Genomic DNA, 19668 nt, shown 5'->3' with positions numbered 1-19668 from the left:
TCGCGAAGGAGCCGAAACGACATGACGAATCCCCTCGGACCCGGTCGCCAGGTACCCGGTCTGCCGACACCTCCCACGGGCTGGCCCGTCGGTTCGTACCCGACCTATGCCGAGGCGCAACGGGCGGTCGACCACCTGGCCGATCAGAACTTCTCCGTCGAGGACGTCACCATCGTCGGTGTCGATCTCATGCAGGTCGAACGGGTCACCGGTCGGCTCACGTGGCCGAAGGTGATCGGCGGCGGCATCGTCTCGGGCGCATGGCTCGGCGTGTTCTTCGGTCTCCTGCTCGGCATCTTCTCCACCGACTTCCTCGGCCCGCTGCTCGTCGGCCTCGTCGGCGGCATCATCTTCGGCCTCATCTCGGCGAGCATCCCGTACGCCGCGACCCGCGGTCAGCGCGACTTCTCGTCCACCATGCAGCTCGTCGCCGGCCGCTACGACGTGCTGTGCCAGCCGCCCACCGCCGAGAAGGCGCGCGACATCCTCGCCAAGCTCGCCATCTGATCGTCTCGCGGTCGCGCGTTCGCCGAGAACGGCACTCGTCGTGATCGGCCTCGCGCCACTACTGTCGATCCCATGCCCGACCTCGATTCGGTGGCCGATGCCCTCTACGGCCTCGACCCAGGAGACTTCGTGGCGGCCCGCTCCGAATTCGCGGCGCAGGCACGCGAAGCGGGCGACCGCGAGCTGACGGCGGCCATCGGCAGACTGCGCAAACCGACGGTCGCGGCCTGGATGGTCAACCTGCTCGCCCGCGAACGGGCCGACGAACTCGCGGCGTTGCTCGACATCGGATCCGCCCTGCGCACCGCGCAACGACGACTGTCCGGCAGCGAGATGCGGAAACTGTCGGAGCAGCGTCGCCGGGTGGTCGCCGCGCTCGAGCGCGACGCGGGTCGGCTCGCCGCCGACCGTGGCCGCACCGTCTCGGAGAGCGCACTGCGAGAGGTGGGGCGCACCCTCAACGCCGCGTTGTCGGATCCCGACATCGGGGAGCAGGTCCGGCAGGGCCGGCTCGACGCGATCGTCGAGTCCGACGGTTTCGGCGACCTGTCGGCCATGCCGCTCACCGTCGTCCGCGGAGGGTCGGAGGAGGACGACGAGGACGACCGGACGGCAGCGGGCAAGTCTGCACGCAAGAGCAAGGGCGAGCGCGAACCCACGGAGCGTGAGAAGGCGGACCAGGCGGCTCGCGAGGCGGAGATCGACGAGGCCGCTGCCGCTCTCGACTCGGCGCACAGCGCGGCCGAGGAAGCGCGCGAAGCCGCGTCGGCGGCAGAGCAGGAGCTGGCCCGTCACGAGGAGGAGGTCGCCGAGCTGCGGGCGAAGCTCGAACACGCAGAGCAGCAACGCACCTTCGCGCGCCGCGCCGCCGCCGAGGCGAAGAAGCGGGTGGTCGCCGCCGAACGTGCCGTCTCGGCCGCCGAGGTCGACCTCGCCCGGACGAAGAACTGAGCTGTCAGGAATGCGCCTTCGCGTGCGCGACGAATTTGCGCTGCCAGGGCGTCTCGACCGCGCGCGGATGGTAGTGCCGCCGAACGAAGTCGACCGCCTCCTCCGGGGAGAGCCCGTCGAGGACGGCGAGGCACGCCAGTGCGGTGCCGGTGCGGCCGCGTCCACGCCCGCACGCGATCTCCACCCGCTGTCTTCCCGCGCGGATCCACGCCTCGTACAGGATGGCGAGAGCGTCCTCCGGGTCGCGTGGCGTGCGGAAGTCGGGCCAGTGGATCCACCGCGACTCCCACTCGAACGGTGCTGCCGGGGGGCGGCCGAGGAGATACACCCCGAAGTCGGGAAACGGCTCGCCGAACACCGGTCTGCGCATCCCGCGTCCCCGCACGAGTCGGCCGGAGGGCAGCTGCAGCACCCCGGTGTCTGCTGGATCCCACTCGCGTCGCACGCTGGAAACCTACCCGCCCGGAGCCGGTGTACCGAACGTCACGGCCGTTCACCCGCGGTGCAAGTTCGCGGTCGATAGTGTCGTTCCATGGGTGAGCGAACGGAACCGGAGATCAGAGTTCTGGAGTCGGAAGCCGAACTGCGGGAGGCGTCCGCGCTGTTCCGCACGGCGATGGTGGGTCTGCCCTCGTGGCCCGAGGTTCCCGACGGGACGGTGAGCCGCTACCTCGAGGCCGGCCGCACGTGGGGTGCTTTCCTCGACGGCATGCTCGTCGGGACAGTCGACGCCACGAGCGGAAATCTCACCCTGCCCGGCGGCGCCCGGGTGCCGCACGCGGCGGTCACCCACATCGGTGTGCTGCCCACCCACACGCGTCGCGGCGTGATCTCCGGACTCGTGCACCGGCAGTTGAGCGACGCGCGCGACCGCGGCGAGATCCTCGCGACGCTGCGTGCCTCCGAAGCGACCATCTACGGCCGGTTCGGCTACGGCGTCGCCTCGACTTCGGTGTCCGTCGACGTCGACGTGCGTGGTGCCGCACTGCGTCCCGACGTGCCCGAGTCCGGAGCGGTGCGTCTGCTGACCTATCCGGATGCGTGGGACGTGCTGGCGCAGATCCATTCCCGTCATCTGCCGCCGCGCCCCGGCATGATCGATCGGTCGGAGTACTGGTGGAACTCGCGCCGGTGGCGGGCCGACTCGCTCACCGATCCGATGTACGTGGCGGTGCACGGCGAACCGGGACAGGAGGACGGTTTCGTCCGGTACCACCCCGTCGACACGCAGGGGTGGTTCACCAGTCGCAACCGCACCGTCGTGGTCGACGACTTCTTCGCCCCGTCGCCCGCGGCGTACGCCGGCCTGATCCGGTTCCTGCTCGACCTCGACCTGGTCGACACCTTGCGGTTCGCGGCACTTCCGCAGGACGACCAACTCCCGCTCATGCTCGGCGACGCGCGTGCCGTGCACTTCCGCTCGGTCTCGGACGAGACGTGGTTGCGCATCCTCGACCTCGATCGGGCGCTGTCGGCGCGGAGTTACCGAGGCTTCGGCTCGGTGACCGTGGAGGTGACCGATCCGGTGCTGACCGACAACGCCGGTGTCTTCGAGATCTCCGCCGACGGCGTGGCGCGCACCGCGGGACCGGCCGACCTGACGATCGACATCGCCGACCTCGGTGCGCTCCTGCTCGGCCGGCAGGGCTGGCACCGAATGGTCGACGCGGGGCGCGCCCGGGTGCACCGGCCCGAGGCCGTCGACACCGCTGACCTGCTGTTCTCCTGGCCCCAGGCACCCTTCTCGGGGACCTCCTTCTGACCTCGTCGTCGTGCCGATTCCGTTCCGGATGTACGCCCTGCTCGTTTTGCTACGGCTGGCCGGTACGGGCGTTATCGTCGGATCACGAGGTCCCCGATGCGAGCGGAGTCACGCATGAGACGGTCGGGCAAGAGCCGGCGGACGAGCCGAGCGGTCACAGCTTCCGCGGCTGCTGTGCTCCTGGCGTCGGGGCTGGCCGCGTGCGGCAGCGACGACGAGGGTGTCGTCCTGTCCTTCTACACGGCCGCCGACGGTGCCGAGCAGTACGCGCAGGCCGCGGAGGTGTGCACCGCGGAGGCGGGCGGCCGATATCGCGTGCAGCAGAGGACACTTCCGAAGAACGCCGACGACCAGCGACTGCAGTTGGCGCGGCGGCTGACGGGTAACGACCCGGGGCTCGACCTCATGACCCTCGACGTCGTGTGGACGGCCGAGTTCGCCGAGGCCGGGTGGGCGCTGCCGCTGCCCGACGATGTTGCAGCCGCGGTCTCCGAGGGCACCCTCGAAGGTCCCCTCGAATCGGCGACCTGGCAGGACCGGCTGTACGCTGCACCGCTCAACACCAACACCCAGTTACTCTGGTACCGAAAGGATCTCATGCCGGACGGGCAACCTCCGGAGACCTGGGACGAGATGATCGAGATTGCGAGCGGCCTCGCCGAGGAGGGCCGGCCGTCGTGGATCGGTGTGCAGGGCCGGCAGTACGAGGGGCTGATGGTGTGGTTCAACACCTTGCTCTCGAGCGCCGGAGGCTCGGTGGTGGGGGAGGACGGTGTCACCGTCACCCTCACCGACAACGACGCGGCGGTGACCGCGCTCGACATCATGAAGCGCGTTGCGACCGCGCCCGGCGCCGATCCCTCCCTGAACCAGGCCGACGAGGCGGCCGTCCGTCTCGGTATGGAGAGCGGGCGCACCGCGTTCCAGGTCAACTGGCCGTTCGTCCTGCCGGGCATCATGGAGAACGAGGGGGCCCTGCCCTTCATCGACGAGAACGGCAACGTCACCTCGGAGAACACCGGCAACACGGTCCTCACCGTCGACGGTGAGCAGAATTTCCTTCCCGCGCCGTACCCCTCGGTGATCCCTGGCGAGCCCGCCCAGGTCACCATCGGCGGGTTCAACATCGCCGTCGCCCGCACGAGCACCCACCCGGATCTCGCGTTCGAAGCGATGCAGTGCCTGCGCAACGAGGAGAACCAGCGCAACAACGCCATCGGTGGCGGCGTGCCGCCGACGCTCGCGGCGCTGTACGACGACCCCGATTTCCAGGAGGCCTATCCGGCCTGGCGTGAGGTCCGCGCCGGTCTCGAGAACGCCGCGGTGCGTCCCGCTTCACCGGCCTACCAGAGCATTTCGACACTGGTGACGGCCACCCTCAACCCGGTCGACCAGATCGATCCGCCCCGCACCGCCGAGGAACTCGCCGAGCAGGTGCGCAAGGCGGTCAATTCGGAAGGACTGATCCCGTGACCGCCGTCGAATCGACACCGACCGACGAGACCCCGAAGGAACCGTCGACGAAGACGAAAGCAGCGCTGTCCGAGGGGAAGAAGGCCGAACGGCGACTCGGTCTGCTGCTCGTCGCACCCGCCGCGATCGTGATGCTCGCCGTCACGGCCTATCCGGTGGGATACGCCGTCTGGCTCAGTCTGCAGCGTTACGATCTGCGCTTCCCCGACGAACGGCGCTTCGTCGGACTGTCGAACTATATCGCGGTGCTCAGCGACGGATTCTGGTGGCAGGCCTTCATCGTCACCTCGCTCGTCACCCTGGTCTCCGTCGCGATCGAGTTCGTGCTCGGCCTCGCGATCGCACTCGTCATGCACCGCACCATCGTCGGCAAGGGCATCGTGCGCACGGTGGTGCTGATCCCGTACGGCATCGTCACCGTCGCCGCCGCCTACAGCTGGTACTACGCGTGGACCCCGGGCACGGGCTATCTCGCGAACCTGCTGCCCGACGGCAGCGCCCCGCTCACCGACCAGATCCCGTCCCTGGCGATCATCGTGCTCGCCGAGGTGTGGAAGACCACGCCGTTCATGGCACTGCTGCTCCTCGCCGGCCTCGCACTCGTCCCCGACGATCTGCTCAAGGCGGCGCAGGTCGACGGCGCCGGAGCGTGGACACGTCTGGTGCGGATCATCGTGCCGCTGATGAAACCGGCGATCCTCGTCGCCCTGCTCTTCCGCACGCTCGACGCCTTCCGCATCTTCGACAACATCTACGTCCTCACCCGCGGTGCCAACGGCACCGGATCGGTGTCGATCCTCGGTTACGACAATCTGTTCCGGGCCTTCAACCTCGGCATCGGGTCGGCGATCAGCGTCCTGATCTTCCTGTGCGTCGCGATCATCGCGTTCGTGTTCATCAAGTTGTTCGGTGCATCCGCGCCCGGCTCGGACGAAGGGGGCCGATGATGGCCGAGACCAGGAAACGGACCCTGTCGTGGTCGGCGGTGAACCTGATCGTCCTGCTCTACGCACTCGTCCCGGTGCTGTGGATCGCGAGCCTGTCGTTCAAGCCGCCCGGCACCATCCAGGACGGCCGGTTCATCCCGCAGCAGTGGACGCTCGACAACTACCGCGGCATCTTCCGCACCGACGCGTTCACGAGCGCGCTGGTCAACTCCATCGGCATCGGCCTGATCGCCACGGTCATCGCGGTGATCCTCGGGACGATGGCCGCCTACGCGATCGCCCGGCTCGACTTCCCCGGTAAGAAGATTCTGGTGGGCGTGGCGCTGCTCATCGCGATGTTCCCCCAGATCTCCCTCGTCAGCCCGCTGTTCGAGATCATGCGTGGCCTCGGACTGTTCGACACGTGGGCGGCGCTGATCCTGCCGTACATCACCTTCTCGCTACCGCTCGCGATCTACACCCTGTCGGCCTTCTTCAAGGAGATCCCGTGGGAACTCGAGAAGGCCGCGAAGATGGACGGCGCGACACCGGGTCAGGCGTTCCGGAAGGTCGTGGCCCCACTCGCCGCTCCCGGCATCATCACGGCGGCGATCCTGGTGTTCATCTTCTGCTGGAACGACCTGCTGTTCGCGATTTCGCTGACCTCCACCGAGCGGTCCATCACCGCACCCGCCGCGATCGCGAACTTCACGGGTGCATCGCAGTTCGAGGAACCGACCGGCTCGATCGCGGCGGCGGCCGTCGTCATCACGATCCCGATCATCGTGTTCGTCCTGATCTTCCAACGTCGAATCGTCGCCGGACTGACCTCCGGCGCAGTGAAGGGATAACTACCGTGGCCGAGATCGTGCTCGACAAGGTGACGAAGGAATATCCGGACGGAGCGAAGGCCGTCAGCGACGTGGATCTCGAGATCGCCGACGGCGAGTTCATCATCCTCGTCGGCCCGTCCGGGTGCGGAAAATCCACGACGCTCAACATGATCGCCGGTCTCGAGGACATCTCCGACGGCGAGCTGCGCATCGCGGGTGAGCGTGTCAACGAGCGGGCACCGAAGGACCGCGACATCGCGATGGTCTTCCAGTCCTACGCGCTGTACCCGCACATGTCGGTGCGCGACAACATCGCGTTCCCGCTCACCCTCGCGAAGGTGTCCAAGGACGAGATCGCCCGCAAGGTCGACGAGGCGGCCCGGATCCTCGATCTCACACAGCATCTCGACCGCAAGCCCGCCAACCTGTCGGGCGGTCAGCGGCAACGCGTGGCCATGGGTCGTGCGATCGTGCGCAGCCCCAAGGCGTTCCTCATGGACGAGCCGCTGTCGAATCTCGACGCGAAGCTGCGCGTGCAGATGCGCACCGAGATCGCGCGCCTGCAGAAGCGTCTCGGGACCACGACGGTGTACGTCACGCACGACCAGACCGAGGCGATGACGCTCGGCGACCGCGTCGTCGTGATGCGCGGTGGGATCGTGCAGCAGGTCGGGGCGCCGCAGGAGTTGTACGACCATCCGCGGAACCTGTTCGTCGCCGGCTTCATCGGATCGCCGTCGATGAACTTCGTTCCGGGGCAGATCGAGAACGGTTCGATCCGCACCTCGTTCGGCGAGTTCCGGTTGCCCGACGAGCGGTGGGAGACCGTGCGTCGCAACAATCCGTCGCGCGAGGTGGTCGTCGGTATCCGTCCGGAGCACTTCGAGGACACCGACCTGCTCGACCCGACCCAACGGGAGACGGGCGTGACCTTCTCCGCCGAGGTCGACGTGCTCGAGTCGATGGGCTCCGACAAGTTCGCGTACTTCACGGCCGAGGGGCCGGGCGTGCACTCGAAGGACCTCGACGAACTCGCCGCCGACGCCGGCGCCGACATGTCGGCCGAATCGCTGGTCGCGCGATTGTCGGTGGAATCGCAGGCCACCAAGGGCGGGACCGTGCAGTTGTGGTTCGACAGGGCGAAGATCGCCTTGTTCGATCAGGAGACCGGCGCGAACGTCACCCTCTGACAAACCGGCTTCGGTGGATCCGACCCCGGAAAACGGGTCCGGATCCACCGAAGCCGTCAGCGGGGTGCGCGGCTACGGAGCTCGTCGACGATCTCCTCGCTCCACACGTGCCGCCGCACGAGCCGGTACCGCTCGCTCGCGATCCACAGATACACCTCGGCGTCGGTGCGTGAGCGCAACATCCCCGCTTCCCGGGCCATCGCGACGACGGGGACGAATTCCTCCTCGTACCAGCGCCGCGCGACCTCCTCGCGGGTGAGGTACTCGCCGAGATCCTGCATCAAGCGGAAACCCCACGCCTCGACGGCCTCGGCCAGTTCGGCGTATCCCCACGGGTCGGACACGCGGATCGTGTCCTGGGCCGCGCCGTGCAGGGGAACGCGGCCGAGAAACATCCTGAAGTGGTCCTTGCGCACGAGATCGGGACGGGCGGTGATGCCCTCCGCGGGCACCTTCGTGGTGATCTCGGTGACGTAGGCGTCGATGGTGCGGTCGCCCTGCGCGTAGGCGATGGACACACGGTGGTGCCCGTCCTGCACGAAATGCATCGGTCCCACCCGGTACACGGAGATCGGGGGCATGGCCTCGCCGCGCCGCCGCGCGGCCGCGATGCGTTCCCACCTGGCGCGCAGGCGTGCCGAGGTGGGGCGGAAACGGCGGTCGAAGTCGTCGGCACGGTCGACGCTGCCGACGATCGAGGCGACCTCGATGATCTGCAACCCGAGTCGCCGTTCACCGAGGCGTCCGAGGGCTGCGACGACGTCGTCGAAGGGCAGCACCGTGTTGACGTCGGCCGGTTCGCGGCGCAGCCATGCGATCAGCCGGGCGTACTCGGCGCGCCGGCGTTGCCGGGCGAAATCGTCGCCGGCATCGGAGACCGGAAAACCGGTGTCGCGAGCCACGCTTCGACGGTACCGCGCGGTGCACAGGTCCGGGTGTGAACCGCATGTGCGGGGACGGGGACTACATTGCAGGGGTGACCGACGCAGTTCTCGCCACCGTCCGCAGCCACCTCACCGAACATCTGACCGTGCCGGGGGATCCGGAGCCGGAATCGGCGTCGGTGACCTTCCTCGGTCTCGAACCGATCGAGGTCCTCCGCTTCCGTGGTGCAGAGCTCCTGCGGTACGCCACTCTGGGGTGCTCACGGCATCCGATGGGCGATCCGACCGACATGGTGGCCGACCCGACGCGCGGGCCGCGGGCCGAACTGGTCCTCAGCCTGCGCGACAACGAGGGCGTCACCGCCGGTGTCCACCGCACCCTCGCGGTGCTCGCTGCGCTGCCCGCCGTGGAGGGCGTGGTCCTCACCGACGACGCCCTGCTCGATCTCGGGGAGCCGCTGTGGCCGGGCGCTCCGTTCACCGCGGTGTTGCTCGAGACGGCCGACGTGCCGTCGCTGGAACTGCCCGAGCCCTCCGATCCGGTCCACTTCTTCGAGGCCCGCCCGATCACCGGTACCGAGGCGGCCTGGAAGCGGCTGAAGGGAACCGAGGCGCTGCGCGAGGCGTGGGAGGAAGCGGGCATCGACCTGAGCGACCCGCGCCGGGCGCAAGCACGTCTGTGACCGTCCCGGTTCTCACGGACCGCGCGCTCGGACGCGCCACGCTGGCCCGCCGTCACCCCCGCGGCACGACCACTCCGAGCGATCCGGCACCGAGGCACACGGTCGTGCCGGGGGTGGACGAGCGCGCCTGCAACGCCGACCCGTCCCCGGAGACGCGGACGTACACCGTCCCGAGTCCTTCGGTGACGGGGACCGGAACGGATGCGCGGCCGGGGAAGCCGAGGTCGATCGTGCCGTCGGCGGAGGCCCGGTAGTTCACCTGCACGGTCCACTCCCAGTCGCCCGCGGGGGAATCGAGCGGCACGGCCGTGACGGCGTCGGTGGTGACGCGATGGCCACAGTCGGGCTCGGGGCCGGGCGGGACGAGGCGCAGCGGCAGCAGGTCGGCAGGAGTGCGGTGACCGAGATCGTCGAGGACCCACAGGTCGGTCGCGTGGTCGCGGATGTCGGACCGGACGGGCAGCGCGGAGAAGACGGACCCCACCAGGTTGTGCGGGTAGGTGACGGGCAGCAGGATCCATACCGACACCGGGTGATCGAGCACGGGCTCGTCGGGCCGGGCCGTGAGCGCCGCCTTCGCCGCCCCGAGATAATCGCCCGTCGGATTGTCCGACCAGCTGCGCGCGAACGTCACGGTCGACCACAGGGAGCCGACGGTGAACACGGCCGCGCAGGTCCAGGCGGCCGCACGCACGGCACGAGGACGGGACGTCGTGCCTCGTCGCGGGGCGCGCAGGATCAGCGCCGCGGCGATCGCGACGACCACGGCGGAGTCGGCGAAGTAGCGCAGAGTGCGCGCGAGTTCGTAGGTGGTCTCCGGGCCGAAGCGGGTGCTGATCATCGCCGCGAGCGAGGCCAGGATGTAGGCGATCACAGCGAACCACACGGGCCCGGCCCGCCGTCGCCGGCGCACCGTCCACGCTGCGGCGCCCGCGACAGCGAGCCACGCGACCACGACGAGCACGAGCGGGGGATCGGCCCAGGGCGGGCTCGGATTCCACCGCTCCCATTCCCAGGGACCCCCGAGCAGCGACGGCAACAGCCCGTAGGAGATGCCGTGATGGGTCAACCCGGCCACCATCGACCACGGCGGGATCCCGAACCGGGATTCGACGATCGTCGAGTAACAGACCGCCCACACGACCAGCACGGCCGCCGAGCCGAGCCACAACGGCCGGGCCTGCGCCCACGTGCTGCGGATCGGCCGAACGAGTCCGTCGACGTGGTGTGCGAGGGCGACCGTCGCGAACGCGGCGAACGGAACGAGGACCGACTTCTCGAAGAACACCAGCGCCACAGCGGTGACGACGAGGGCGCTCACGATATGACGGCGCCGGCCGGTCCTGCTGTACTGCAGCGCATCTCCCGCCACCCAGGCCAGTGCGGCCTGCAGCGGCAACGCGTTGAGCGCGGCCGACCACCACGCGAAGGCCGGAAGCGTCAGCGGCGTGAGGAGATAGAACAGCAACGGTCCCCACAGAGCGCGTCGCGGGCCGAGCAGCAACCAGAGCACCCGCAGCACCGCCAGCGAGGCGAGCAACTGACCGATCACGAGCGAGGCCGCCGCCGGCCACCATTCCAGCGGCGCGATCGCCGTGGCGATCCCCGCCACGAGGAAGGCGGCGGGCATCAGGTGACCGTCGTGGTCATACCGCAGGAAGGCGTCGGACAGCAGCGGATACGACCCCGCGCGCCCGACGAGGATCAGGTCGTCCCAGTAGAACTCGCCGGTCGCGGCCACCACGGTCCGGAGGATCGTCTGCAGCAGGATCAGCGCGAGGGCGACGGCGAGCACGTGGCGCCGAGGAGATCGCGCAGCCTGCGCAGCGCGTGTCGAGGGGCGGTCGAGTTCGGTGGTCACAACCAGTTGTTGCGCCTGAAGGTGACGAACAGTCCCACGGTGATCGCGACGATCGCGGAGAGCACGACGTAATAGCCGTATTGCCAATGCAGTTCGGGCATGCGATCGAAGTTCATGCCGTAGATCCCGGCGATCATCGTCGGCACGGCGGCGATCGCGACCCACGCGGAGATCTTGCGCATGTCGGTGTTCTGCTGCACGGTGACCTTCGCGATCGCCGCGTCGAGCAGCGTGCCGAGCGTCTCGTCGAAGGCCGCGATGCGGTCGGACACCGTGGTGTGGTGGTCGGCGACGTCGCGGAAGTAGCGCCGGACGTCCTTCGGGATCGGGTTGCCCGGCGCCCGGATGAGTTGCTGCAGTGGTTCGGCGAGCGGCACGACGGCGCGGCGCAACTGCACGATCTCGCGCTTGAGCATGTAGATCTGGTCGACCGCGATCCGCGTGTCGGGGGTGAACACGAGTTCCTCGATGTCGTCGACGTCGGGTTGCACGGCCGTGGTGACGGCGAGATAGGAGTCGACCACGTGGTCGGCGATCGCGTGGAGCACGGCCGCCGGACCGTGGGACAGATGATCGGGGTCGCTTTCGAGGCGCTTGCGCACGTGCGAGAGCTCGGAGTGGTCGCCGTGCCGCACGCTCACGATGAAGTCGGGGCCGGTGAACAACATGATCTCGCCGGTCTCGACGATGTCCTTGGTGGTCGTCACCGACTCGTGCTCGATGTAACTGACGGTGCGCAGCACCAGGAACAGCACGTCGTCGTAGCGCTCGAGCTTCGGGCGCTGGTGGGCGTGGACGGCGTCCTCGACCATCAGCTCGTGGAGTCCGAAGGTGTGCGAGACGTTCGTCATCTGCTTCTCGTCGGGGTGGTGCAGCCCGAGCCACACGAATCCCGTACCGCGCCGACGTACCTCTGCCACCGCCTCGGTGTGGCTGTAGCGGCCGGGCAGGCGGTGCCCGTCGACGTAGACCGCGCAGTCGACCACCGCTTGCTCGGTGGGGACCGGGGGAGTGGGGCCGCGACGGGGGGCACGAGAAGGCTGGTGCGGCATGTTGTCCTTCCTCACGGCATGCCGCTGGGACGCGGCCCGGTCGCAGGCCCGCGGCGCGGCGGTCGCCCGTCGACGGGGACCGGGCGGGGCAGCTCCAATCATGCTAGCCCGCCGACCTGACAGACTGGTGGCGTGCGTATCGATCTCCACACCCACTCGTCCGCATCGGACGGCACCGACCGTCCCGCGGAACTGGTCCGTGCCGCTGCCCGGGCGGGTCTCGACGTCGTGGCCCTGACCGACCACGACACGACCGCGGGATGGGACGAGGCCGCAGCGGCCCTGCCGACGGGCCTGCGTCTCGTCCGGGGAATGGAGATGTCCTGCGCGGGACGCGGGGAGGACGGCGCCCCGGTCGCCGTGCACCTGCTGGCCTATCTGTTCGACCCGCACGATCCGGTCTTCGTCGCCGAACTCGAGCGGCTCCGTGGCGAACGGGTGTCGCGGATCCGGGCGATGGGTGTGCGGATGGCGGACGACGGTCTGCCGATCGACATCGACGCAGTGCTCGCCGAGGCGGGCCCCGCCGCGGGCCGGCCCCATCTGGCGCGGGCGCTCGTCGCCGCCGGTGTGGTGCCCACGGTGGCCGACGCATTCACCGAGCTGCTGTCGCCGCGCGGCCGTTACTACGTACCGAAGGCTGATACCCCGCTCGCCGACGCCGTGAAGATGGTGACGGCCGCGGGCGGTGTGCCGGTGGTGGCGCACGCCCGGGCACGTGTGCGTGGGCGGCTCCTCGCCCTCGACCACATCGAGGAACTCGCCGAACTCGGACTCGGCGGTGTCGAGGCCGATCATCCCGATCACGACGAGCAGGATGTGCGGACGATGCGCGATCTCGCGCGGTCGCTCGGGGTCGTCGTCACGGGATCGTCCGACTATCACGGCGACAACAAGACCATCAGGCTCGGCAGCTTCACCACGGCTCCGGCGGCGTACGAGGCGTTGCTCGACTGCGCGACCGGTGTGGAGGTGCTCGAGGGATGAGGCGACGGGGTGCGCGGTATCCGGACGAGGAGTACGGGTCGCCGAACGACGAAAACTACTACGACAGTGAGTACTACAACGAACCGTATTACCCGGACGAGGGGTACTACGCCGATCCGTACGAACCCGCATCGCGCCGCGCGAGTCTGCCCGTCCGCGCCCTCCGCGCTCTCTCCGGTGTGGTGTGCGGGGCGGTGCTGGTCCTGACGTTCGTGGTGTGCGGGGCCCAGTACCTCGCCGGCGACCGCGGTTTCCCCGGCCCGGGCGCCACCTCGGTCGCCGCGCACGTCGTCGCCGCGCTCGTGGCCGTGATCGCCCAGGTGACGGCGGATCGACGCTCGGGTGGCACAGCACTCCTGTCGAGCCTTGTGGTGATCTTCACTGCATCGATTCTGATGATCACTCAGTGGTGGGGATGACGGCCCCGAGTGCCATCTCGGCTACCCGTCGGTAGCCATCGTGTAACTGCGGAAATTCATCGCGGTGCGCCCGCGGCGCGGTGTTCACAGCACGTAAACTCACAGGTGAGGCGACAAAACCGTGAGACCTTCGCAATCGATGCCGATTTGATTGTTCGTCTGCGAAGGTGGCAAACTTGCGGCAATCCGAAAGCCGGAATACCCCGGAATCGGACGAAGGATGGCAGACCCACCCAGGGCTAGATCACCCAGGGCTCGATGCCAGGGCCACCCGCCCCGGCTCCATCACGTTCCGGAAGCCGTACAGCGTTGTACAGCGGCAGTCGGGATCGCGCCCGGAAGCTTCAATCCAATGTCCTTGGCGAAGCGCTGCAACTCGATGCATGCACGTGTGTGAGATGCATTGAACTGCGGTGTTTCGCAGCAACCGAGTCCAGAGGTCGACTCGGAACACGCAGGAGTGTCATCGTGTCAATTGTGTCTGATGCACCTACCCCTCAGAAGCTCGAGTTGACGGACGAGGAGATCTTCTCGAGTCACGTCGACGGCAAGCTGTCGGTCGAACTGACCGCGCCGCTCGAGAACCAGCGCGATCTGTCCATTGCATACACCCCCGGTGTCGCCCAGGTCTGCCGGGCCATCGCCGCCGACGAGACCCTCGTCGACCGTTACACCTGGACCAACCGCCTGGTCGTCGTCGTCTCCGACGGCACCGCGGTCCTCGGTCTCGGCAACATCGGCGCACGTGCCTCGCTGCCGGTGATGGAGGGCAAGTCCGCGCTGTTCAAGAAGTTCGCGGGCCTGAACTCCATCCCGCTGGTGCTCGACACCACCGATCCCGACGCGATCGTCGAGACCCTCATCCGGCTGCGTCCGTCCTTCGGCGCCGTCAACCTCGAGGACATCTCGGCTCCGCGCTGCTTCGAGATCGAGAAGCGCGTCATCGAGGCGCTCGACTGCCCGGTCATGCACGACGACCAGCACGGCACCGCCATCGTCGCCCTGGCCGCCCTCAAGGGTGCGGTGAAGGTGCAGGGCCGCGACATCGCCGACCTGCGCATCGTGATCTCCGGCGCCGGAGCTGCCGGCGTGGCGTGCACGAACATCCTGCTCGCCGCCGGTGCGCGCGATGTGGTGGTGCTCGATTCGAAGGGCATCATCTCCTCCGACCGCACCGATCTCGGTGAGATCAAGGCCGATCTGGCCTCCCGCACCAACCCGGAGGGCCGCAAGGGCGGCATCGCCGAGGCGCTCGACGGCGCCGACGTCTACCTCGGCGTGTCGTCGGGCACCGTGCCCGAGGAGATCGTCGCGACGATGGCCGACGACGCCATCATCTTCGCGATGTCGAACCCGGATCCGGAGATCCACCCCGACATCGCCCACAAGCACGCCGCGATCGTGGCGACCGGTCGCAGCGACTTCCCGAACCAGATCAACAACGTGCTGGCCTTCCCCGGTGTGTTCAAGGGCGCTCTCGACGCAGGTGCCCGCCGCATCACCGAGGGCATGAAGCTCGCCGCCGCCGAGGCCATCCTCTCGGTCGTCGGTGACGAACTGGCCGCGGACAAGATCGTCCCGAGCCCGCTCGATCCGCGCGTGGCGCCCGCCGTCGCCGAGGCCGTCGCGGCCGCGGCGAAGGCCGAAGGCGTCACCGACTAGGGATTCGCTCCCGGCGAGATCGCACCGAACGCCCCGATCCGAACCGCACAAGGGTTCCGGACCGGGGCGTTCGGCGCCTCGGCGGGCCGGACGGTCGGGCACGTGCGGACCGTGGCGCACCGGTGGGCGACAATGACCGCCGTGGCGAACGAAGCGAGACGGATCCGGCCGGTCGCGGCGACGGTGCTCACCGCATGCGCGGCGGCGGCCGTGCTCCAGGGGTGTGCGTCGCCCGTTCTCGACGAGGCGGCACCGTCGACGACAGTGATCGTCGGGGCGGGGGAGCGGCCCGACGAGGAACTGCTCGCGCAGCTGTACGCGGGAGCGCTGCGCAGTAGCGGGATCGACGTGCAGGTCCGCTCCGGCGTCGCCGATCCGACCCCAGCGCTCGACGCCGCCGATCTCACACTGATCCCCGGCTACACGGGACGGCTGCTCGCGTCCTACGATCCCGGTGCCGACGCGACCGACGCCGAGGACGTCTTCGAAGCGCTGGCGCGCGCACTGCCCGACGAACTGACCATCTCCGATTACGCCTCGGCGCAGGACCGCGCGGTGCTGCTCGCCGACCGCGAACGGCTCACGCAATGGTCGGTGAGCCGCGTGGCCGACCTCGCCGGCCGCTGCGCCGACCTGACCTTCGCGGTGACCGAGGACTTCGACACCGCCGGTGGACTCACCGCCCTCGAACGCGCCGACTGCCGCCCGCGCGAGGTGCGACGGATCGAGGATGCACAGTCCGTCGCCGTCGCGTCGGAACCCGACACGGTCGTCGGAACCACCACGACGTCGTCCGCCCTCGCGGAGATCGACGCGGATTCGCCCGTGAGCACCGTGCCCGACGCACCCGACCGCAGCCCGCAGGACGACACGAACGCCGACGATGCGCCCGTCCCGGTCCTGCCGGCCCAGAACGTCGTCCCGGTCTTCCGCAAGGGCACCCTCGACGAGGCACAACTCGACGCGTTGCGGACCATCGCGGGTGAACTGACCACGAGCGATCTCACCGAACTGCGTGCGCGTGTCGAGGAGGGAGACGATCCCGAGACCGTGGCCCGCGAATGGATCGACGAACACGCCGGAGCGTGAACGGCACCCCGCGAGTACTCAGCCCGCGCGGGTGCCCATCCGGTCGCGGAGGAACACACCGAAGTCGGAGATCGCCGCGGCGGCCTCGGGAACGAGCGACGCCTGCAACGGCGCGACGTGCCACAGCTCGGGTTGTTCGACGAGGGTGACCTCGACGCCCGCCGCCCGGAGCTTCTCGGCGTACTGCCGCACCTGTGGGTGGAACATCTCCGCGGTGCCCACCTGGATGAGCGTCGGCGGCAGACCCGTGGGATCGGCGTGGATGGGCGCGTAACCGGGATCGGTGGGATCGCCTCCGGCGAGATACGCCTCGGCCGAGGAATACACCCAGCCCTTGTTCAGAACGACGTCGTTCACGTCGGGCAGGTCGCGGGCGGCCGGATCGGTCCACGGCGACAACAATCCGAGCGCCGGCGGGGTGATCCCGTGACGGTCGACGAGCCGGTGTGTGGTGGCCGCGGCGAGGCCACCGCCGGCCGAGTCGCCGGCGATCGCGATGCTCGACACCTCGAAGCCGTGCTCGCTGACGAGTTCGCGATAGGCCGCCTCGGCGTCGTTCAACGCCGCCGGATAGGGATGCTCGGGCGCGAGCCGGTAATCGAGGACGTACACGGCCGCTCCGGACGCGGCGGCGAGATGCGCCGCGAGCGAGCGGTGCGTGGCGAGCGACCCGCCGGTGTACGCCCCGCCGTGCAGGTACAGGATCGCCGTGGTCCGCTCGGTGGCGCCCACCGTGATCCGCTCGGCGGGGCGTCCCGCCAGACCGATCGGGCGCACCACGGTGTCCTTCGGGAGGAACTGCAACGGCGCCGCGAGGTCGAGCAACCGGCGCTGCGTGGCGAACGACCAGCGCGGCGACAGCAGGGCACGGAAGAGAGGACGCAGGGCGGTACGCGCCACCCGCGGTGACAGCTGCGGTGTCGGAGGCATGCCGCAGCCTATCCCCTCGGCACGACCCGGGAGGTCACGGTGGCGACGACACGCTGATAGGCCGGTCCGGCAACGCGGACGAAGGCGTCGAGCAGCTTCGCATCGGCGCCGATCAGTACACGCGCCTTGTTCTTCCGCACACCGGTGAGGATGGTCTTCGCCGCGTCCTCGGGGGTCGTGCGTGCGAGCTTGCGGTCGAAGAACTCCGCGAAGGTCGCCTGGTCGTCGCCGTCGGGGACGGCGGCGTTGCGCGCGATCGCGGTTTTGATACCACCGGGATGCACGCACGTGACCTGTACGGGATGCCGCGCGACGAGCATCTCCTGCCGCACCGCCTCGGTGAAGCCGCGCACGGCGAACTTCGCCGAGTTGTACGCCGCCTGACCCGGGATGCTCAGCAGACCGAACAGGCTCGAGACATTGATCAGGTGGCCGTCGCCCGACGCGATGAGATACGGCAGGAAAGCCTTGGTGCCGTTGACGACTCCCCAGAAGTCGACGTCCATCACGCGCTCGATGTCCTTGAACTCGGTGCGCTCGAGGTCGCCGTGATAGGCGATGCCCGCGTTGTTGTACACCTGGTGGACCGCGCCGAAGTGGGCGGCGACCTGCTCGGCGTACTCGAGGACCTTCTCGCGCTGGGTGACGTCGAGATGGTCGGCCTTCACCTCGGCGCCGAGTTCCCGTGCGCGACGCGCGGTCTCCTCGAGCCCTGTGGTGTCGACATCCGAGATCGCCAGGCGGGCGCCTCGGGCCGCGAGGGCGAGGACGAGGGCCCGGCCGATCCCGGAACCCGCGCCCGTGACGACGACGACCCGGCCTGCGACATCACTCATCGAACTGCTGCCTCTCGGGACGTGCGCTCCTGCGCGGGACGGTCGGTGGCGACGGGGAGATCCGATTCGGCGACGCTACGGTACGCCTCGAGGTCGAATCTGCGGGTGATACGGCGGAATTCGAAGGTGAATCCCGGCCACAGCGTGGTGTTGTTGCCGTGCTTGTCGAGATACCAGCTCGCGCACCCGCCGTTGTTCCACACGCTCGACCGCATCGCGCGCTGCAGGTCGCGGTTGTACTCGTCCTGCACGTCCTCGCGGACCTCGACCGTGCCGATGCGGTTGCGATCGATCGTGCGAATGGCGTCGACGACGTATTCGAGCTGCGACTCGATCATGTACACCATCGAGGTGTGGCCGAGTCCGGTGTTCGGTCCGACGAGGAAGAACAGGTTCGGGAAGCCGGCGACCGAGCTGCCCTTGTACCCCCGCATGCCGGTCTCGTCGAAGACCTCGGCGAGCGAACGGCCTTCCTCGCCGAAGATGCCGGCGAAGGTCGGCGAGTCGGTGACGTGGAAGCCCGTCGCGACGACGATCGCGTCGACCTCGCGTTCGGTGCCGTCCTTCGTGACGATGCCGCGCGGGGTGACGCGGGCGATGCCGTCGGTGACGAGGTCGACGTTCGGCCGGTCGAGCGCGGGGTAATAGTTGTTCGAGATCAGCATGCGCTTGCAGCCGATACCGTAATTCGGCGTGACCTTCCGGCGCAGTTCCTTGTCGCGGATCTGCCGCCGGACCTGGATGCGCGCGGCGAGCTCGAGCGGCTTCATGAAGGCCTGCGCCTTGGCCAGACCCACGACCTGCGTCTCGCGGGCGGTGTACTGCAGGGCGCGTGAAAGGCGCTGGAAGCCGGGGATGAACCGGAAGGCGAACCGCTCGGGAGCGGTGTACTCGCGGTCGAAGCGGGGGAGGATCCACGGTGCCGTGCGCTGGTAGACGTCGAGATGGCCCACGGTGCCGGCGATGGCCGGCACGATCTGGATGGCGGAGGCGCCGGTGCCGATGACCGCGACGCGCTTGCCGGCGAGGTCGGCGTCGTGGTTCCACCGTGCCGAGTGGAAGATCTCGCCCTCGAAACCGGAGATGCCCTCGATGTCGGGCAGCGACGGCTCGCACAGGGCGCCCACCGCGGAGATCACGACCTTGGCGCTGTACTTCCCGCGCGTGGTGGCCACGTCCCAGCGGTGCGTCGCGGTGTTCCAGCGGGCCGTCTGCACGTCGCACTCGAAGACAGTGCGTCGCCGCACGTCGTACCGGTCGGCGACCGAGCGGATGTACTCCTGGATCTCCGGCTGCGGCGAGAACGAGCGCGTCCAGCCGGGGTTGAGGGCGAACGAGTAGGAGTACAGGTTCGACGGCACGTCGCACGCCGCGCCGGGGTAGGTGTTGTCGCGCCAGGTGCCGCCCACCTCGGAGGCGCGTTCGAGCACGAGGAAGTCCTTGCCCGCCTGCGACAGTCGGATGGCCGCACCGAGCCCGGCGAACCCGCTGCCGATGATCAGCGTGTCGACCTGACGGATCTCCGCGTCGGCGACGGTATCTGTAACCGGAAGACTCATGTACTTGAGGTTAGAGCGTTCCAGTGACCTGGTCAACACTTGTTGACCATAATTCAATAACGGT

The 19668-nt window shown here is 68.8% G+C and carries 19 protein-coding genes; 12 read left to right on the top strand and 7 right to left on the bottom strand.

Going from position 1 to position 19668, the window contains the following annotated elements:
* The first annotated feature begins 21 nt into the window (after window positions 1–21).
* Both AC6CID_RS02820 and AC6CID_RS02815 read left to right on the top strand, forming a co-directional pair.
* The gene (locus AC6CID_RS02820; protein ID WP_006554299.1) at window positions 22–507 is read left to right on the top strand and encodes a YflT domain-containing protein; all 486 of its coding nucleotides are present in this window, start codon (window positions 22–24) and stop codon (window positions 505–507) included.
* 72 nt (window positions 508–579) lie between these two features.
* Window positions 580–1458, top strand: coding sequence for a hypothetical protein (locus AC6CID_RS02815; protein ID WP_452583434.1), 879 nt, complete (start codon window positions 580–582; stop codon window positions 1456–1458).
* A 4-nt stretch (window positions 1459–1462) separates the two neighbouring features.
* Here AC6CID_RS02815 and AC6CID_RS02810 read toward each other — a convergent pair whose 3' ends face one another.
* Complete coding sequence (locus AC6CID_RS02810) at window positions 1463–1903, bottom strand: protein-tyrosine phosphatase family protein (RefSeq protein ID WP_019288067.1); 441 nt, start codon at window positions 1901–1903, stop codon at window positions 1463–1465.
* Window positions 1904–1990: 87 nt separating this feature from the next.
* On the opposite strand from AC6CID_RS02810, the gene AC6CID_RS02805 reads away from it, so the two are divergent.
* The 5 genes from AC6CID_RS02805 to AC6CID_RS02785 all read left to right on the top strand — a co-directional run bounded on the left by AC6CID_RS02805 (window position 1991) and on the right by AC6CID_RS02785 (window position 7642).
* Window positions 1991–3220, top strand: coding sequence for a GNAT family N-acetyltransferase (locus tag AC6CID_RS02805; RefSeq protein WP_498353537.1), 1230 nt, complete (start codon window positions 1991–1993; stop codon window positions 3218–3220).
* Window positions 3221–3334: 114 nt separating this feature from the next.
* Window positions 3335–4693 carry an ABC transporter substrate-binding protein gene (locus tag AC6CID_RS02800; RefSeq protein WP_175427923.1) on the top strand — a complete coding sequence of 453 codons (1359 nt, stop codon included), beginning with the start codon at window positions 3335–3337 and terminating at the stop codon, window positions 4691–4693.
* A gap of 65 nt (window positions 4694–4758) precedes the next feature.
* Window positions 4759–5640 (top strand): carbohydrate ABC transporter permease, encoded by an 882-nt coding sequence (locus AC6CID_RS02795; protein WP_138845484.1) that lies wholly within the window; start codon window positions 4759–4761, stop codon window positions 5638–5640.
* The gene (locus AC6CID_RS02790) at window positions 5640–6470 is read left to right on the top strand and encodes a carbohydrate ABC transporter permease (RefSeq protein ID WP_498353536.1); all 831 of its coding nucleotides are present in this window, start codon (window positions 5640–5642) and stop codon (window positions 6468–6470) included. The genes AC6CID_RS02795 and AC6CID_RS02790 overlap by 1 nt, the downstream gene beginning before the upstream one ends.
* Window positions 6471–6475: 5 nt before the next feature.
* Window positions 6476–7642 (top strand): ABC transporter ATP-binding protein, encoded by a 1167-nt coding sequence (locus AC6CID_RS02785; protein ID WP_024103451.1) that lies wholly within the window; start codon window positions 6476–6478, stop codon window positions 7640–7642.
* A 56-nt stretch (window positions 7643–7698) separates the two neighbouring features.
* On the opposite strand, the gene AC6CID_RS02780 is transcribed toward AC6CID_RS02785, so the two are convergent.
* Window positions 7699–8544, bottom strand: a complete 846-nt coding sequence (locus tag AC6CID_RS02780) for a hypothetical protein (protein ID WP_006554307.1) — start codon at window positions 8542–8544, stop codon at window positions 7699–7701.
* A 74-nt stretch (window positions 8545–8618) separates the two neighbouring features.
* Here AC6CID_RS02780 and AC6CID_RS02775 point away from each other — a divergent pair, with 74 nt between their 5' ends.
* Complete coding sequence (locus tag AC6CID_RS02775) at window positions 8619–9209, top strand: suppressor of fused domain protein (RefSeq protein WP_024103453.1); 591 nt, start codon at window positions 8619–8621, stop codon at window positions 9207–9209.
* Window positions 9210–9261: 52 nt separating this feature from the next.
* Here AC6CID_RS02775 and AC6CID_RS02770 read toward each other — a convergent pair whose 3' ends face one another.
* Window positions 9262–11070: a hypothetical protein gene (locus AC6CID_RS02770; RefSeq protein ID WP_094980789.1), complete on the bottom strand. Its 1809-nt coding sequence runs from the start codon at window positions 11068–11070 to the stop codon at window positions 9262–9264.
* Window positions 11067–12122, bottom strand: coding sequence for a magnesium/cobalt transporter CorA (corA, locus tag AC6CID_RS02765; RefSeq protein ID WP_183079155.1), 1056 nt, complete (start codon window positions 12120–12122; stop codon window positions 11067–11069). The genes AC6CID_RS02770 and corA overlap by 4 nt, the downstream gene beginning before the upstream one ends.
* Before the next feature lie 132 nt (window positions 12123–12254).
* Here corA and AC6CID_RS02760 point away from each other — a divergent pair, with 132 nt between their 5' ends.
* From AC6CID_RS02760 to AC6CID_RS02745, 4 genes are all read left to right on the top strand, one after another.
* Entirely contained in the window at window positions 12255–13109 is an 855-nt protein-coding gene (locus AC6CID_RS02760; RefSeq protein WP_498353535.1) for a PHP domain-containing protein, read from the top strand.
* Window positions 13106–13528, top strand: a complete 423-nt coding sequence (locus AC6CID_RS02755; protein WP_006554312.1) for a hypothetical protein — start codon at window positions 13106–13108, stop codon at window positions 13526–13528. Before AC6CID_RS02760 ends, AC6CID_RS02755 begins: the two co-directional genes overlap by 4 nt.
* A gap of 468 nt (window positions 13529–13996) precedes the next feature.
* Window positions 13997–15190 carry an NAD(P)-dependent malic enzyme gene (locus tag AC6CID_RS02750; protein WP_033097302.1) on the top strand — a complete coding sequence of 398 codons (1194 nt, stop codon included), beginning with the start codon at window positions 13997–13999 and terminating at the stop codon, window positions 15188–15190.
* 132 nt (window positions 15191–15322) lie between these two features.
* Window positions 15323–16279: a glycine betaine ABC transporter substrate-binding protein gene (locus AC6CID_RS02745; protein WP_217580002.1), complete on the top strand. Its 957-nt coding sequence runs from the start codon at window positions 15323–15325 to the stop codon at window positions 16277–16279.
* 18 nt (window positions 16280–16297) lie between these two features.
* On the opposite strand, the gene AC6CID_RS02740 is transcribed toward AC6CID_RS02745, so the two are convergent.
* From AC6CID_RS02740 to AC6CID_RS02730, 3 genes are read right to left on the bottom strand one after another with little or no spacing between them, the layout of a single operon-like run.
* Complete coding sequence (locus AC6CID_RS02740) at window positions 16298–17209, bottom strand: alpha/beta hydrolase (RefSeq protein WP_498353534.1); 912 nt, start codon at window positions 17207–17209, stop codon at window positions 16298–16300.
* 8 nt (window positions 17210–17217) lie between these two features.
* Window positions 17218–18045 (bottom strand): SDR family NAD(P)-dependent oxidoreductase, encoded by an 828-nt coding sequence (locus AC6CID_RS02735; RefSeq protein ID WP_019288078.1) that lies wholly within the window; start codon window positions 18043–18045, stop codon window positions 17218–17220.
* Window positions 18042–19604, bottom strand: a complete 1563-nt coding sequence (locus AC6CID_RS02730) for a flavin-containing monooxygenase (RefSeq protein WP_006554318.1) — start codon at window positions 19602–19604, stop codon at window positions 18042–18044. The genes AC6CID_RS02735 and AC6CID_RS02730 overlap by 4 nt, the downstream gene beginning before the upstream one ends.
* Window positions 19605–19668 lie beyond the last annotated feature (64 nt).

The sequence above is a fragment of the Rhodococcus sp. GQ147 genome, from assembly GCF_059759155.1.
Note: the sequence above shows the minus strand (reverse complement) of the source record. Positions and strands in the feature narration are given on the sequence as shown.

What these genes read in the sequence shown, in the direction of transcription:
- AC6CID_RS02730 (WP_006554318.1), bottom strand. Translation starts at nt 19,604, where the DNA reads ATGAGTCTTCCGGTTACAGATACCGTCGCCGACGCGGAGATCCGTCAG.
- AC6CID_RS02735 (WP_019288078.1), bottom strand. Translation starts at nt 18,045, where the DNA reads ATGAGTGATGTCGCAGGCCGGGTCGTCGTCGTCACGGGCGCGGGTTCC.
- AC6CID_RS02800 (WP_175427923.1), top strand. Translation starts at nt 3,335, where the DNA reads ATGAGACGGTCGGGCAAGAGCCGGCGGACGAGCCGAGCGGTCACAGCT.
- AC6CID_RS02805 (WP_498353537.1), top strand. Translation starts at nt 1,991, where the DNA reads ATGGGTGAGCGAACGGAACCGGAGATCAGAGTTCTGGAGTCGGAAGCC.
- AC6CID_RS02745 (WP_217580002.1), top strand. Translation starts at nt 15,323, where the DNA reads ATGACCGCCGTGGCGAACGAAGCGAGACGGATCCGGCCGGTCGCGGCG.
- corA (WP_183079155.1), bottom strand. Translation starts at nt 12,122, where the DNA reads ATGCCGCACCAGCCTTCTCGTGCCCCCCGTCGCGGCCCCACTCCCCCG.
- AC6CID_RS02815 (WP_452583434.1), top strand. Translation starts at nt 580, where the DNA reads ATGCCCGACCTCGATTCGGTGGCCGATGCCCTCTACGGCCTCGACCCA.
- AC6CID_RS02740 (WP_498353534.1), bottom strand. Translation starts at nt 17,209, where the DNA reads ATGCCTCCGACACCGCAGCTGTCACCGCGGGTGGCGCGTACCGCCCTG.
- AC6CID_RS02790 (WP_498353536.1), top strand. Translation starts at nt 5,640, where the DNA reads ATGGCCGAGACCAGGAAACGGACCCTGTCGTGGTCGGCGGTGAACCTG.
- AC6CID_RS02820 (WP_006554299.1), top strand. Translation starts at nt 22, where the DNA reads ATGACGAATCCCCTCGGACCCGGTCGCCAGGTACCCGGTCTGCCGACA.
- AC6CID_RS02755 (WP_006554312.1), top strand. Translation starts at nt 13,106, where the DNA reads ATGAGGCGACGGGGTGCGCGGTATCCGGACGAGGAGTACGGGTCGCCG.